The 15,069-nt window shown below is 37.7% G+C and carries 14 protein-coding genes; 13 read left to right on the top strand and 1 reads right to left on the bottom strand.

Annotated elements, in window-relative coordinates:
• Positions 1-161 precede the first annotated feature (161 nt).
• Positions 162-1,265 (bottom strand): DUF2855 family protein, encoded by a 1,104-nt coding sequence (locus Q0954_RS10905; protein ID WP_299456751.1) that lies wholly within the window; start codon positions 1,263-1,265, stop codon positions 162-164.
• A 457-nt stretch (positions 1,266-1,722) separates the two neighbouring features.
• On the opposite strand from Q0954_RS10905, the gene Q0954_RS10910 reads away from it, so the two are divergent.
• From Q0954_RS10910 to Q0954_RS10970, 13 genes are all read left to right on the top strand, one after another.
• A complete protein-coding gene (locus Q0954_RS10910) occupies positions 1,723-2,421 on the top strand; it encodes a CoA transferase subunit A (RefSeq protein WP_299456754.1) in 699 nt (232 codons plus the stop codon).
• A 106-nt stretch (positions 2,422-2,527) separates the two neighbouring features.
• Complete coding sequence (locus tag Q0954_RS10915; RefSeq protein ID WP_002692854.1) at positions 2,528-3,187, top strand: 3-oxoacid CoA-transferase subunit B; 660 nt, start codon at positions 2,528-2,530, stop codon at positions 3,185-3,187.
• Between the two features lie 321 nt (positions 3,188-3,508).
• Positions 3,509-4,135 carry an acetyltransferase gene (locus Q0954_RS10920; protein WP_299456760.1) on the top strand — a complete coding sequence of 209 codons (627 nt, stop codon included), beginning with the start codon at positions 3,509-3,511 and terminating at the stop codon, positions 4,133-4,135.
• A gap of 127 nt (positions 4,136-4,262) precedes the next feature.
• Positions 4,263-5,078, top strand: coding sequence for a M48 family metalloprotease (locus Q0954_RS10925; RefSeq protein ID WP_299456762.1), 816 nt, complete (start codon positions 4,263-4,265; stop codon positions 5,076-5,078).
• Between the two features lie 219 nt (positions 5,079-5,297).
• Complete coding sequence (locus Q0954_RS10930) at positions 5,298-6,155, top strand: ABC transporter permease (protein ID WP_299456764.1); 858 nt, start codon at positions 5,298-5,300, stop codon at positions 6,153-6,155.
• A gap of 67 nt (positions 6,156-6,222) precedes the next feature.
• Positions 6,223-7,260, top strand: coding sequence for an SDR family NAD(P)-dependent oxidoreductase (locus Q0954_RS10935; RefSeq protein WP_299456766.1), 1,038 nt, complete (start codon positions 6,223-6,225; stop codon positions 7,258-7,260).
• Complete coding sequence (locus Q0954_RS10940; protein WP_299456768.1) at positions 7,257-8,546, top strand: ABC transporter ATP-binding protein; 1,290 nt, start codon at positions 7,257-7,259, stop codon at positions 8,544-8,546. Before Q0954_RS10935 ends, Q0954_RS10940 begins: the two co-directional genes overlap by 4 nt.
• 78 nt (positions 8,547-8,624) lie before the next feature.
• On the top strand, positions 8,625-9,893 hold the full coding sequence (locus tag Q0954_RS10945; protein ID WP_299456770.1) for a glycosyltransferase: 1,269 nt from the start codon (positions 8,625-8,627) through the stop codon (positions 9,891-9,893).
• A gap of 326 nt (positions 9,894-10,219) precedes the next feature.
• Positions 10,220-11,236 (top strand): Gfo/Idh/MocA family oxidoreductase, encoded by a 1,017-nt coding sequence (locus Q0954_RS10950; protein WP_299456772.1) that lies wholly within the window; start codon positions 10,220-10,222, stop codon positions 11,234-11,236.
• 1 nt (position 11,237) lies between these two features.
• Complete coding sequence (locus Q0954_RS10955; RefSeq protein ID WP_299456774.1) at positions 11,238-11,720, top strand: acyltransferase; 483 nt, start codon at positions 11,238-11,240, stop codon at positions 11,718-11,720.
• A 3-nt stretch (positions 11,721-11,723) separates the two neighbouring features.
• Complete coding sequence (locus tag Q0954_RS10960; protein WP_299456776.1) at positions 11,724-12,821, top strand: DegT/DnrJ/EryC1/StrS aminotransferase family protein; 1,098 nt, start codon at positions 11,724-11,726, stop codon at positions 12,819-12,821.
• 8 nt (positions 12,822-12,829) lie between these two features.
• A complete protein-coding gene (locus Q0954_RS10965; RefSeq protein ID WP_299456778.1) occupies positions 12,830-14,023 on the top strand; it encodes a glycosyltransferase in 1,194 nt (397 codons plus the stop codon).
• 14 nt (positions 14,024-14,037) lie between these two features.
• Positions 14,038-15,069, top strand: a complete 1,032-nt coding sequence (locus tag Q0954_RS10970; protein WP_299456780.1) for a glycosyltransferase — start codon at positions 14,038-14,040, stop codon at positions 15,067-15,069.

Genomic DNA, 15,069 nt, shown 5'->3' on the forward strand with positions numbered 1-15,069 from the left:
ATGTGAGTGTAAATCCATTGCACAAATATCGTAATTTTAAAAACAATTGTAAACCAGCCCATAGTGCGTTTAGTCTGTTGACAAACCCACTGTACTTTGCCTGGATAAAAAACTGTGCTGCTATAAATCATTGTTTTTGGTAAGCGCTTGTTAGTATAGTTTTAGCCCCCTAAACTTACCGTATGCCCTTTTTGCGGGTCAACCTGGCCGCTCAACATTTCTTGATACAACTGTTCCAGTGCCTGGCTCCCCTGGTGTTTATCTATAGCTACAGCAGGCTGTACCTCAGTGGTAAACTGATGCCATACTTTAGCTACTCGTTTTTTTAGTTCATTGAGTCCCCAGTCTTTCACTCGCTTTTGCATTTGCGTAGGTGCAAAAAAGAAATCACCAGGTTGAGGAAGGGTTTGTGTTCCTTGCAAATGTTGCCAATCGGTAAGTCCTACCAAACAATTGTATACAAGTTGCTGCTGCAAATGAGTTTGCAATCGGTATTGTGTTTGGTGGTTGCCCGTAAAGTCAACTATTACATGCTTTTGTTGTGCATCAAGTGTAGTTATCTGGTCATAAGTGAGTACCTGATCATACCAACTTAGTTGTTGTACAAAATCAGTGTTTTTAGCCGAAGTGAGCCCTATAATATTGATAGAGAGATTTTCTTGTTTTTTGCGCAAAGCAAGTAAAAATGCCAATGCCTGGGCTGTCTTGCTCGATGCACTGGTTAATACAATATGAGTTGCCCCAAAAAATGCCTGATCAGCCACCAAATCGTCTATCAAAAAAGAGGTTTGAAACAAAGGGGCATACAAACTATGCAGGGCTTCTTTTTGTGGGTGGTACAACAAATCCTGGGTTACATTGACATAACCGTTGTATACTGGAGCCAACCCTTGGCGGTGAGGCGACACATCTATAAAGCCATGCGATGCCGCCTTGCCTGCACTTACCAACAAGTGCGACGACATGGGGTAATATCCATAAAAGCGTTGTCCGGGGAGTATATCGGGGTGGTTAGACACGGCTACGTTGGCAAAGCCCCATACTGGAATAATTCCGTGCCCTTCTTGAGTAGGGAAAAAGTTCCAGTAACCCATCTTATCTCCCACTATTGCATACGTAATATTATTGGAGGTAAACGCAAACTGGTCTATTTTAAATAATACCTGGTGAGGTTGTAAGTTTTCAGAGTAACTGGTTTCCACGATTTTTCCTGCATTGAGGTTGTTTAGTTCAACCACAAAATTTTTAGCTTTGATTGGTGGCATATATTTGTTAGAATAAAAGGGTTTAAAACCTTAAATATATCAATCCGAATTTGTTCGACCATAGCATCAGATGAAAAAATTTTTTACCGTTATCAAAGCCTCCCAGACAGTTTCTTTAGGCACTTGTTTTTATTGGCTGGGCTTTGGTTTTATTTTTCAGGCGATTATTCTAATTTTGATTATTGTTTGATAATTACTAAGCAAAAGTGCAATAACCCTCAACAAAAACCAGGAATGATAGTTTTATGAACAGTTGATTACCCTGGATAGTTTGTTAAAAATGTACAGGTTGCTGTAGCAATAGTTCAAAAATAACTGCTATACATCCAATTAGAAAGGTAGAAAGCCTTGCCTGTTTTGAGAGTTTGGTAATTATTGATTAAATAGTAACAACCAAGCTGTATGTGACACAATTTCTAAATAAAAAATAGAAGTAACCAACACAAACTTTTACAAAATGATAAACAAAGTAGTAGATAACGCTGAGGTGGCAGTAGCCGACATTCCTAACAATGCTACCCTTATGTTGGGGGGCTTTGGGTTGTGTGGTATTCCCGAAAACTGCATTAGTGCATTGGTGGCAAAAAAGACCGCAGGGCTTACCTGTATTTCTAACAATGCCGGAGTAGATGACTTTGGTATTGGCTTGATGCTCCAGCAACGCCAGGTGAAAAAAATGATCTCTTCTTATGTAGGCGAAAACAAAGAGTTTGAGCGACAGTTATTGTCGGGCGAGCTTGAAGTAGAGCTTACCCCACAGGGCACCCTTGCCGAGCGTATTCGTGCCGGTGGAGCTGGTATCCCTGCCTTTTTTACTCCAGCAGGTTATGGCACCGAGGTAGCAGAAGGCAAAGAAACCCGTGAGTTTGACGGAAAAATGTACCTAATGGAAAACTGGTTAATTGCCGACTTTGCTTTGGTAAAAGCCTGGAAGGGAGACACTGCCGGCAACCTTGTTTTTAAAGGTACCGCCCGTAACTTTAACCCAATGATGGCAGCAGCAGGTAAAATCACCATTGCCGAAGTAGAAGAGTTAGTTCCTGCCGGAGAGCTTGATCCTAATGCTATCCACACACCAGGAGTATTTGTTCAGCGTATTTTCCAGGGCACTGGCTACGAAAAGCGCATTGAGCAAAGAACAGTTTCTTCTAACTAATTGTTACATGGTTGAATTGCTAAATTGTTATTTAAGTAATATTTTACTAGTATCTAAAACCATTTAGCAATACAGCAATTTTTTTAATTGACAAAAAATATTGATTATGGCTTTAGATAAAAACGGCATAGCTCAGCGTATTGCCAAAGAGTTAAAAGATGGTTATTATGTAAACTTGGGCATAGGTATCCCCACTTTGGTGGCAAACTATATTCCTGAAGGCATGGATGTAGTGCTACAGTCTGAGAACGGATTGTTAGGTATTGGTCCTTTTCCTACCGAAGAAAACGTAGACGCTGATCTGATCAATGCGGGTAAGCAAACTATTTCGATGGTAGATGGCTCTGTATTGTTTAGCTCTGCCGATAGCTTTGGTATGATTAGAGGAGGACACATTGACCTGACTATTTTGGGGGCAATGGAAGTATCAGAAAATGGAGATATTGCCAACTGGAAGATTCCTGGTAAAATGGTAAAAGGTATGGGAGGCGCGATGGATTTGGTAGCGTCGGCCAAAAACATTATTGTGGCAATGCGTCACGTAGACAAGTACGGTAAGTCTAAACTATTGCCTGAGTGTAGCCTTCCGCTAACCGGGGTAAATTGTGTAAAGAAAATTGTGACCGAGCTTGGGGTATTTGAAGTGGTGCCCGAAGGTGGTTTTAAAGTATTGGAGCGTGCCCCTGGGGTAAGCCTGGAAGAAATAAAAAATTCTACAGCAGGTAAATTAATTGTAGAAGAAGAAATACCTGAAATGGCATTTTAATTTTTTATCTGAAACTTAAAACGGCAACGTGAAGGTCTGTACTTTGTTAGGAACGGTGAGAAATTAAATTACCATTCTTGAGGTAGAGGTTTTGTTTTGAGACGAGGCTATTTTTTGCGCCCATAGCAGCGCTACGGGCAATAAAAATAACGAAGTATCAAGGCGAAAAATCACCCCTCAGAGTGTAAATTTATTTTTGAACAATTCCTTAGTTTCAACCAATTAAGTGCTTAATAAAATAGGCAAAGTGTTATAAAAGACAAGCTACAAACGTATAGTAAACACTGTTTGTAGCTTTTTTAGTTAATTTGATGAACAATAATGAATCAAGCAGTGGTGATTGGGTATTCAGGACACGCTTATGTGGTCATTGATATACTTACTAGCATGGGGTATACTGTTACTGGGTATTATGATAGGGAAGAAAAAGCCCGTAATCCTTACCTCTTAAAGTATCAGGGCAAAGAAACCGCTCCAAGTACTAGTAAACAATTGAAGAAGCTTACTTATTTTATAAGCATTGGTGACAATTATGCCCGTAAAAAAGTGTATGAATTACTTGTTGGCTCTACTGCTCAGCCCGTAAACGCCATTCATCCCCAAAGCATTGTGAGCCATGCAGCATACATTGCAAATCAGACAGGAGTAATGGTTGCCCCCAATGTAGTGATTAACGCTTGTTGTTATGTAGGTGTAGGAACCATTTGTAATACATCGAGCACCCTTGAGCACGAATGCCATATAGGAGACTTTTGCCACATTGCCCCAGGTGCCACCCTATGCGGCAATGTACAAGTAGGCGATATGAGCTTTATAGGAGCCAATGCAGTAGTAAAACAAGGCGTTTGTATTGGCAAAAACGTGATCATAGGCGCAGGGGCAGTAGTGATAAAAGATGTGCCTGATAACACAGTAGTGGTAGGAAATCCACAGCGGATTATGCAATAATTTCTGCAAGAGTAATGTTTCTATAAGGGTGATTTTGAGAATTTGTAAAACTGCCAGTACTTCATACACTTAAAACATCAATTAAACTAAATCGTTTCATTCAAAAACCAACCATTTTTATAAAATAATGATACAGAAATACACATTTAAATCTTTGTTTTTGATGCTCATTCCTTTAGTCTTTTGTACTTGTACCAAGGATGGCAAAGTAAATATATTTAGCCTACAAGACGACATTAAACTAGGGCAACAGGTACGCGACGAGATTGCCAGTAAACCTACCGAATATCCTGTGCTAGATCGTACCCAGTATGCGACCTCTTATGCTTTTTTGGAAAAAATAAGAGACAATATTTTAAACGGTGGAGGGGTAGACAATAAAGACGTCTTCGAATGGCAATTATTTATCATCAATGATCCTAATACCCTCAATGCTTTTGTAACCCCTGGAGGCTATATTTATGTATACACAGGGCTGATTAAGTTTTTGCAAAACGAAGATCAACTTGCCGGAGTAATGGGACACGAGATTGCCCATGCCGACAAACGTCACTCTACTACCAACCTTACCAAAAAGTATGGGGTAAGTTTGATGCTAGATGTAGTGTTTGGCAAAAACTCTACTGGGATTAGTGGCATTGCCAAAGATGTTGCTGGTGGTTTAAGTGGTTTGAGTTTTAGCCGTTCCACCGAGACAGAAGCCGATGCCTTTTCGGTAGAATACTTGTCTAAAACCAGTTATCAGTGCAGCGGAGCAGCCGGATTTTTTGAGTTGATAGAAGCCCAGGGAGGTTCTAATACTCCTGTATGGCTAAGTACCCACCCAAGTCCCGAAAACCGGGTGCAAGACATCAAAGCCAAGGCGCAGTCTATTGGTTGTAAAACTACTGTAGACACCAATGTAAGTGACTATCAAGCCTTTCAGAACGGTTTACCTCAGTAAATTTTTAGCATAAAACCCCAAAGTGCGTTACTTGCTCGCTTTGGGGTTTTTGGTAAACGGCTTTGAAATAATTTTTACTAAACTTTGTGTGAAGTAAATAAATTTCTGTTATTTGCTTACTTAGGCAAACTTAATAATCTGAAAAAACCTTGCACAAAGGCTTTAGTGATTTTACGGTGCTGGCATACAAAATTTTTATATAAAACGAAGATACAACCCATGTCTCAAAAAGCTACTGAGGATCAATGGTCAGAAATAATTACACCCAAAAAATCGTGGTTTGATCTAAGGCTCAACGAGCTATGGCAATACCGTGACCTGATTGTTTTGTTTGTGCGGCGAGATTTTGTTGCAGTATATAAACAAACCATTCTGGGACCTTTGTGGCACATCATACAGCCCCTGTTTACTACCTTAGTGTTCGTGCTGGTTTTTGGCAACATAGCTGGACTATCTACTGATGGACAACCTGCCTTTTTGTTTTACATGTGTGGGGTGACTATCTGGAACTATTTCGCCAATAATTTAAATAAAACCTCTAATACGTTTGTTGAAAATCAAGGGGTTTTTGGTAAAGTGTACTTTCCTCGTTTAACTGTCCCTGTTTCAAATGTTATCAGTGGTTTATTCTCCTTTACTATTCAGTTCTTTTTGTTTCTTGTCATCTATCTTGTTTTTTACCTGAGAGGCGTCAGTCTACAGCCAAATATGTGGATACTTGCTATTCCATTTTTTATATTAACCATGGCTATACTTAGCCTTGGGCTAGGTATTATCATTTCTTCACTTACCACCAAATACCGCGACCTTACCATGTTGATAGGTTTTGGGGTACAGCTATTTATGTATGCCAGCCCTGTCATTTATCCAATGTCTTCACTGAGCCCAAAGTTACAGTATTATATGCATTTCAACCCTGTGGCATCTATTCTCGAAGGTTTCAAGTATGCTTTTTTTGGCAAAGGTATAGTAAGCTACAACTCATTGACTTATAGCTTCATTCTTGCGATCACTATCTTTTTGATAGGGGTGGCACTATTTCATCGGATTGAAAAAACATTTATGGATACGGTATAGCTCAACTAGTTTGATTAAGCATCGAAAACCTAAATGAAGCAAATTATAAAATAGCTTAATTATTCAAATGCTGGATTTTAAAAATAAATCAATCATTATAACTGGTGGTACAGGTTCTTTTGGTAGGCGCTTTACTAGAAAAGTTATAGAAGAGGTACCAGGTATAAAATGTTTAGCGATATTCTCCAGAGATGAATACAAGCAGCAACGAATGGCTGAGGAATTTCCTCAATCTAAATATCCTGCTATAAAATATATTTTAGGAGATATAAGGGACTTTGACAGGTTAAATCAGGTATTTACTGGAATGGACTATGTTGTGCATGCAGCAGCACTCAAACAAGTTGATATTTCAGAGGCTAATTCTATGGAGTTTGTCAAAACCAACATCATGGGCACAGAGAATGTAATAAGAGCTGCTCAACAAAATAAAGTAAAAAAGGTAATCGGGTTATCATCTGATAAAGCTGTCAATCCTGTAAGCCTTTATGGTGCTACCAAAATGTGCTCAGATAAACTATTTATTTCCGCAAACTTTCATCCTTATGAATCTTGTACCAAATTTACAATTGTAAGGTATGGCAATGTTATAGGGTCAAGAGGGTCTGTTATTCCATTATTTTTACGAAAGAAAAAAGATAAAAAACTACCCATCACTGATTTAGAAATGACACGCTTTCATGTTCCTATAGGTGTAGAAAGTAACACCATCTTGTTTGCGTTACAACATTCTCAAGGAGGTGAAATAATTATACCTAAACTGTCAGCTTTCCGCATAAGTGATGTAGCCAATACGATTTGCGCAGAGTGTGCTCATCAAACAATTGGACTAAGAAGCGGCGAGAAAAAACATGAAGAACTGATAGGAGCTGAAGAAACTGCTTATACTTATGACATCGGGCAACACTATTTAGTGGTTCCTCAAAATCAATCGTTTAACTTTAATTACTATAAACTATCTAGTGCTAATTTAAAGAAGGTCTCTGATAATTTTCAATACTCCTCTGACAATGGATTGTATTTATTAAGCATAAACGAAATACAAGAGGAGATTAGAAAGTACATTGACTGGGATAATTCACTTTTCGAACAAAGGAAGACATGAGTAGAACGGTTTTAAAGGTAGAAAATTTATATAAACAATATCGCTTGGGTTTGGTAGGTTCGGGCACTCTCAAAGATGACTTGGCTCGATGGTGGGCTAAAATGAGAGGAAAGGAAGATCCTTTGCTGAAGATTGGTGAAAGCAACAAGCTAGATACTATTGATGGTGACTATGTGTGGGCACTTAAGAATATTAACTTTGAAGTAAAGCAGGGAGAAGTATTAGGAATTATTGGAAAAAATGGTGCAGGAAAATCTACTTTACTAAAAATACTATCAAAGGTAACTGGACCTTCCAAAGGTAGTATCAAAGTGAAGGGTAGGGTAGCTTCTTTATTAGAAGTAGGCACTGGGTTTCATCCTGAGCTTACTGGGAGAGAAAATATTTTTCTCAATGGAGCTATTTTGGGCATGAATAAGCGGGAAATTCGTAGTAAACTTGATGAAATTATAGATTTTGCGGGAGTAAGTAAATATGTAGATACACCCGTAAAACGCTACTCTTCGGGCATGTATGTACGTCTTGCTTTTGCGGTAGCTGCTCACCTTGACCCTGAGGTTTTAATTGTAGACGAAGTATTGGCTGTAGGTGACATTGATTTTCAGGAAAAAGCCATCGGAAAAATGAAAGATGTAAGTAAAGGAGAAGGGCGAACGGTGTTGTTTGTAAGCCATAATATGAAAAGTGTAAAATCTCTTTGTACAAGGGGGATACTTTTGAGAAATGGACAAGTACAAGATACCGGAGACATACATAGTGTTGTGCAAACCTATCTGAATAAAAACAAAGGGCTAGTGTTTGATGGAACTATTTCGGACGATGTGTTTAGGTCGGGTACAGGAGAGGTTTTGTTTAAAGAAGTTCGCTTGTTGAGCGATAACCACAAGGTGACGGACACTGTTTTTTATAAAGAAAAAATTCGCTTAAGTCTTACTATTGAAGCTTTAATCGATGTACCAGCTTTGCTGGTAGGTTTTCAGATTGTGAGTGCCAATGGCGAAAAAATAGGCATGGCTTTAAGTAAAGATGAAACAAAAGATACCACACTTAGGGTTAATAAGGGGAGGCATAAAATATTAGTTGAGGTTGAAAACAATTTATTGCCAGGAAAGTATGCATTTAACCTGAGCATGTCTATGTTCCCATCTGGAAACGATGTTGATATTATAGATAATATCTGTGATTTTCGAGTGTTGGAGTTTACCCAACATAAAAATGGACACTTTAAGTGGACAACGCATGGGTATGTCCTGTTGAACGCAACATTTACTCTTCAGAGTAGTTGATTCATTGGTTTTAGTAAAGGTTACAGCTGCTTGTTTTAGGAGTTAGTGAAAGTAACAAAGAGCCTATTTCAGATAAATATGAAATCAAAAAAAAAAGTATTCCTTGGTCTAACTAATATTGCCTCCCAAATCCAGGATTGGCAACAGGGATTTGAAGCAAACGGTTTTGATACTTTTACTGCTATTCATGAAGTTCATGCTTCATTTGTAACAAAAGAAAACATACAATATGATATATCTAGCCTGAAAAACAACTATGAAAAATGGTATGATAAAGTACGTCCCTATAAATTAAGGTTTTTATTACAATACTTGGCTGGTGAAAAGTATAAGTTAGACCCAGTTAAATATGTGTATAAAAAGGCAATTGAAGAGTGTGATACTTTTGTGTTTATTTGGTCGAGTTTTTATCCTGATTTTCAAGATTATAGACTACTAAAACAAATGGGTAAAAAAATTATTACCATATTTGTTGGTAGTGACGTAAGGTGGTATCAAAGTATGAAGCAAGACTTTGCTCATTATAATGTACCTCCTATTGAGTATGCTAAGACCATTACTTTTGATGAAAACTACCTAAATCAAAGGTTATTATATATGCGTACTGCTGAAAAGTATGCCGATATAATAGTTAGTAACCCTACACAGTCTCAGTTAGCTTTACGCCCCTATCATAAAGGGTTTGTCATGATGAATCCAGAAATATTTCCTCATAAGCCTACCCAAAGGCACGAAAAGCCTTTATTGATGCACGCCCCGTCTAATAGTGATCAAAAAGGAACTAAATATATACTAGAAACAATTGATAAACTGAGAGATGAAGGTTTTGATTTTGATTTTAAGTTGATACAAAATTTACCCTATATGGAAGCTATAAAAGAGTATGCAAGGGCTGATATATTTATAGGGCAACTATTGATCCCTCAAGCAGGTAAACAAGACCGAGAAGCATTGGCTTGTGGAAAAGTAGTGCTTACAAGTATCAACTATGATTATGCAAATGAAGAAGAAGATTGCCCATTTATTGATATAAATCCTCAAAATATTTATCAGGAACTCAAAAGTGTTTTAAATGATTACCCAAGGCGTTGTAAATTAGCTGCACAAGGGCGAAAGTATATAGAAAAGCATCATACACCAGCCAATATTGTCAAGGATATAGTAAAAATGCTTGAGGTAAATGAAGAAGAACGTTCATATATTTTTAAGCCTACTTTCTTTAGAAACGATTTTAGTCCTGAGAGAGAATATTTAGATCTTTACAACCAATGGACTAGATATGTAAAAGATTGTAATTGGTACAAAAAACATGTTCCTTCAGGAGAGCATAATAGACTAATATTTTAATGCTATTGGGGCATTTAATTAAGTGTAAGGAATGGTGAGAAATTAAATTACCATTCTTGAGGTAGAGGTTTTGTTTTGAGACGAGGCTATTTTTTGCGCCCATAGCAGCGCTACGGGCAATAAAAATAACAAAGTATCAAGGCGAAAAATCACCCCTCAGAGTGTAAATTTATTTTTGAACAATTCCTAAAAGGTGCATAGTAGTAGATGTGGACAGAACAAAAGTAGGAATAGTTAAAACTTTTTAAGTTGAATGGGTGGGGTAACCTATTTCTCTCAAAAGCCAGGTAAAATATTGTTAGACAGTGATAAAGTATCCAACATCGATGAATAAAGTTAAGTTTGCCGTAGTAGGCTGCGGAAATATAGGCAGACGGCATATAGCCGTAGTAGATGCTGAACCCAATGCCGAGTTGGTTGCCATTAGTGATATAGATGAAAGCATTTGTGAAGAGCAATCTCAACTCTATAACAATGTGTCTTGGTACAATGATTATCACCAGTTGTTGGTAAATACGGACTGCGATTTTGTGAATATTTGCACACCTCACTATTTGCATAAAGAAATGACTCTTACTGCAATTGCAGAAGGCAAAAATGTGTTAGTAGAAAAGCCAATGGCACTTTCTGTAGAAGATTGTGAGGAAATGAACAAAGCAGCTAAAGAGGCTGGCGTAAAACTATATGTAGTAAAACAAAACCGATTTAATACTCCTGTAAGGCTCCTTAAGCAGTTACTTGACTCAGGTAAGTTAGGGCAAGTATATATGGTGAAATGTGACGTATTGTGGAATCGTTACCAAGGCTATTATGACGAATCGCCTTGGCGTGGTAAAAAGGCGCTTGAGGGAGGTGCCCTTTTTACTCAGGTGAGTCATTTTATAGATTTATTGGTCTGGTGGTTTGGCGATGTAATAGATGCAAAGACGCACTTGAGCACCAAAAGCCATGAAATAGAAATTGAAGATTGCGGCAACGCATCGATTGTTTTTGACAGTGGCACAATGGGTGCCATTACTTGGACAACCTCTGTATACAGCAAAAATTATGAAGGTAGTATTACCATTGTAGGCGAAAATGGCACTATTAAAATAGGAGGTAAGTATTTGAATAAAATAGAGTATTGGGATGTGCAAGCCTGGCCTTTAGATACAACTATAGAATATACTGATAAACCTAACCTATATGGTAAATACCAAGGCACTAGCTCTAATCACCCTTTTGTGATTGAGCATATTATTCAAAATTTTAATCAAGACACGGGTGATGTGGTAGAGGGTACTGAAGGCATTAAAAGCATCAAAGCAATAGAAATGATATATAACAACGCAAAATTGTACTAATATGACTAATGAGCCTACCTTTTATGAATCAGGGATAAAAAATGTACAGTTTGGCGAGCGTGTCAAGGTAGTTAAACCTGTTAATTTATATGGTTGTACCATTGGTGAAGATAGCTTTATAGGTCCTTTTGTCGAAATACAAAAAAGCGTAACTATAGGCAGTAAGTGCCGGATACAATCCCATGCTTTTATTTGCGAGCTGGTAACCATAGGCAATCATTGCTTTATATCACATGGGGCAATGTTTATCAACGATTTATTTGCTCAAGGCAAACCTGCTGGAGGCAATCAAGATTTTTGGAAAGAGACGCGCATAGGTAATCACGTATCTGTAGGTACCAATGCGACTATATTGCCTGTTACTATTTGTGACCATGTTGTAGTAGGTGCGGGAGCTGTTGTTACCAAAGATATTACCGAACCAGGGTTTTATGTAGGAAACCCCGCCCGTAAAATTAAAAACCACCCCACTATCAAAAATTAATTTATGCAAGTACCCTTTGTTGACCTAAAAGCCCAATACCTGAGTATTAAAACAGAAATAGACGAAGCTATAGCTCAAATACTACAAAATACCTCTTTTGTTGGAGGAGAGCCAGTCAAACAGTTTGAAAAAGCTTTTGCCAAATATACAGGCATTGACCATTGTATCAGCTGTGCCAATGGCACCGATTCGCTGGAAATATTGTTGAAAGCAATGGATATAGGTGCAGGTGATGAGGTGATTGTGCCAGCTGTTTCGTGGATTTCTACTTCTGAGGTAGTAACTTTGGTTGGAGCTACCCCTGTTTTTGTAGACATTGAGCCTGATTATTATACTATAGATGCTGAAAAAATAGAAGAGAAGGTTACCTCTAAAACCAAGGCTATTATTCCAGTTCATTTGTATGGACATCCTGCCAACATGCCTGCTATTATGGCTATAGCTAAAAAACATAACTTAAAGGTAGTGGAAGATTGTGCCCAGGCACATGGGGCAAGCAGGGAAGGTAAAGTAGTAGGCGCGTGGGGGCACTGTGCGAGTTTTAGCTTTTACCCTGGCAAAAACTTAGGAGCTTATGGTGATGCAGGAGCAATGCTTACCAATACCCCAGCGTTAGCCGAAAAAGCGCGCAGAATAGCTAATCATGGGCAATTAAAAAAACATGATCATCAAATAGAAGGTCGCAATAGCCGAATGGATACTTTGCAGGCAGCTGTGCTTAACGTAAAACTTCATTATTTGGATCAGTGGACACAAGCTCGTATCAACAACGCTGCTCAGTATAGCAAACTACTCGCAGGTGCAAACATTATTTTGCCCGCCACTCAAGCCAACGTTCGCCATGTATTTCACTTGTATGTAATAAGAAGCAAACAAAGAGATAAGCTCAAAGAGTACCTTAAGAGCCAAGGAATAGCCACAGGCATACACTACCCCACAGCTTTGCCTTTATTACCTTGTTATCAAAGGTTTAAGCATACACCTAACGATTTTCCAGTGGCTGCCCAATACCAAAACGAAATATTATCTTTGCCTATGTTTGCCGAGTTGACAGAGGAACAAATTATATTCATCACTAATACAATTCACAAACTATATTAACCTTACCAATGAAATTAATCTATTTATACTCGGGTGGGATGCAAGCAAGTGGTGTGCAAAAAAAAGTAGTAAATAAAATAAAGACACTCAACCAGCTAGGTGTAGAAACAAAAGGGATATTTGTAGCGAATACTGAAAAAGAAGTAAATTATCCAGACTTGAATATTAAAGTTGTTCCTTACCAAATCACCAATGTACCTAAAATTTATAGTGCCCCCTTTTTTTGGAGGCTTCATGTATATTATGAAAATAAGATCTTTTATGATACGCTTGACAAAGCCTTACAGAAAGAAGATTTTGATCTAATTCTGTTTCGTTATCCTATTTGGTATGCCGATTTCAATTTTTTAAGGTTTATGAAAAAGTACCACAAAAAAATTGTATTTGAACACAATACCATCGAAACTGTAGAAATGAAAGCTTATAAGCGTGAAGGCTTTCGTCAAAAGTATTTATTGTTTAATGAGAAAAACGTTGCTCCTCGTGCTTTAAAACATGCCAAAGGCATTATAGGAGTTTGTAAAGAAATAACGGATTATGAAATCAACAGGGTTGGTCATAAATTAACGGGGCAAACCATATCCAATGGCTTTGATGTAGAATCAGTAGATGTAAGAACCCCTCCTGATTATGACCAGAAAGAACTGCGTATTTTATTCTCGTCTGGTTTTGCTGGCAAATGGCATGGTTTAGACAGGCTTATAGAAGGTCTACATCTGTACAAAGGTGATGTAAATGTAAAGCTTCAAGTCATTGGGAATGTAATGGAGGAGATACACTTTTTGGTCGAAAAATATAACCTAAAAGACCAAGTAGAGTTCTTGGGAAATATGACTAATGAAGAAGCTAGTCAGGTTTTCGATGAATGTCATATAGCAGCAAGTTCAATGGGGATGCATAGAAATGGGTTACAAGAAGCTGCTACTTTAAAGACCAGAGAATACTTGTCTCGTGGTATCCCGTTTTTTATTTCAAATATAGATGTAGATTTGGTAAATAATGAGTTCATCAGTTTTTTTTATACCAAGATACCAGCTGATGATACTCCTGTAAGCATTGAAGATATTGTTAACTTTACAGAACAAGTCATGCAAAACTCTCAACACGCACAAGATATGAGAAATTTTGCAAAGCAAAACATAGATTATCAGTTGAAAATGAATGAACTTAAAAACTTTTTGGAGCATTTAAATACAAATTAAAGGTTTATACTACAATGACAAAAGGTGTTGAGCACATAGAAAAACAATTTGATTTAGCCATAGTAATATGTACTTATAATCCTGATAAGAAAATATTTGCCAGATTGTTGGATGCCGTCAATAATTTACAATATAGCAGCAACCCTGCACGTGTTGAATGTATAATTATAGATAATAACAGCCATTTACCATTAACAGAGTCTGAGTATGTGGTAGAGTTTCTAAACAAATGCCCATTTCAGACAAAAGTTATTCTTGAAAAAAAGCAAGGGCTTACTGCTGCTCGTGTGGCTGGTGTGCAAAATAGCAGTGCCCCAATTATTGTGTTTTTTGATGATGATAATGAACCAAAATCCACTTACTTAGAGGAGTTATATTCTTTATATGATAAATATCCTTTTGTAGGAGTATGGGGACCAGGAGATATACATGTTGATTTTTTGGAGCCTGTACCTAGTGATAAAGAAGGGTGGATGCGTGGAGTATTTCAAGAAAAACACCTTGACTCGATGCAGTATGCTTTAACTACTACTTGGACGCCTGCTCACCCTTTTGGTACTGGCTTAAGTATCCGCAGGCTTGCTATTAAAACTTATTTAGAAGCTGTGTTAAATAACCGATACAGCCTTTCAGACCGCAAAGGGAATAGTTTGGCTTCAGCAGGAGATACCCAAATCGTACTACAGGCAATACTTGATGGTTGGGCTGTTGGAGCATCACCAAGTTTACAATTAGTTCATATTATTCCTCCACACCGTACAACACTCAAATACCTAAAAAAACTAATGTATGAAGTGGCTATTAGTTCAAAAAAAGCTTTAATAGAACTTATGCCTGAAGAGAAAAAACACGTAGCTACTTTGGGAAGGCTTTCGTTTATAAAAAAAATAACCCACTATATTTTTAACAGAGTATTAAGACGGAGTAGCTTTTTCCTACAAATACACATGGCGAATTATCTGGGGAATATTTCTGCTAGTTATTATATCTTGGGAAAAAAACCACCCAAAAGAATAACTTTTTTTGTTAAAAAAATTATCTATTAG

Source organism: uncultured Microscilla sp. (genome assembly GCF_947493425.1).
Classification (GTDB): domain Bacteria; phylum Bacteroidota; class Bacteroidia; order Cytophagales; family Microscillaceae; genus Microscilla.

Excerpts from the sequence above, each read along its gene's own strand:
- Q0954_RS10905 (WP_299456751.1), bottom strand. The coding sequence starts at position 1,265 with ATGCCACCAATCAAAGCTAAAAATTTTGTGGTTGAACTAAACAACCTC.
- Q0954_RS10910 (WP_299456754.1), top strand. The coding sequence starts at position 1,723 with ATGATAAACAAAGTAGTAGATAACGCTGAGGTGGCAGTAGCCGACATT.
- Q0954_RS10915 (WP_002692854.1), top strand. The coding sequence starts at position 2,528 with ATGGCTTTAGATAAAAACGGCATAGCTCAGCGTATTGCCAAAGAGTTA.
- Q0954_RS10920 (WP_299456760.1), top strand. The coding sequence starts at position 3,509 with ATGAATCAAGCAGTGGTGATTGGGTATTCAGGACACGCTTATGTGGTC.
- Q0954_RS10925 (WP_299456762.1), top strand. The coding sequence starts at position 4,263 with ATGATACAGAAATACACATTTAAATCTTTGTTTTTGATGCTCATTCCT.
- Q0954_RS10930 (WP_299456764.1), top strand. The coding sequence starts at position 5,298 with ATGTCTCAAAAAGCTACTGAGGATCAATGGTCAGAAATAATTACACCC.
- Q0954_RS10935 (WP_299456766.1), top strand. The coding sequence starts at position 6,223 with ATGCTGGATTTTAAAAATAAATCAATCATTATAACTGGTGGTACAGGT.
- Q0954_RS10940 (WP_299456768.1), top strand. The coding sequence starts at position 7,257 with ATGAGTAGAACGGTTTTAAAGGTAGAAAATTTATATAAACAATATCGC.
- Q0954_RS10945 (WP_299456770.1), top strand. The coding sequence starts at position 8,625 with ATGAAATCAAAAAAAAAAGTATTCCTTGGTCTAACTAATATTGCCTCC.
- Q0954_RS10950 (WP_299456772.1), top strand. The coding sequence starts at position 10,220 with ATGAATAAAGTTAAGTTTGCCGTAGTAGGCTGCGGAAATATAGGCAGA.
- Q0954_RS10955 (WP_299456774.1), top strand. The coding sequence starts at position 11,238 with ATGACTAATGAGCCTACCTTTTATGAATCAGGGATAAAAAATGTACAG.
- Q0954_RS10960 (WP_299456776.1), top strand. The coding sequence starts at position 11,724 with ATGCAAGTACCCTTTGTTGACCTAAAAGCCCAATACCTGAGTATTAAA.
- Q0954_RS10965 (WP_299456778.1), top strand. The coding sequence starts at position 12,830 with ATGAAATTAATCTATTTATACTCGGGTGGGATGCAAGCAAGTGGTGTG.
- Q0954_RS10970 (WP_299456780.1), top strand. The coding sequence starts at position 14,038 with ATGACAAAAGGTGTTGAGCACATAGAAAAACAATTTGATTTAGCCATA.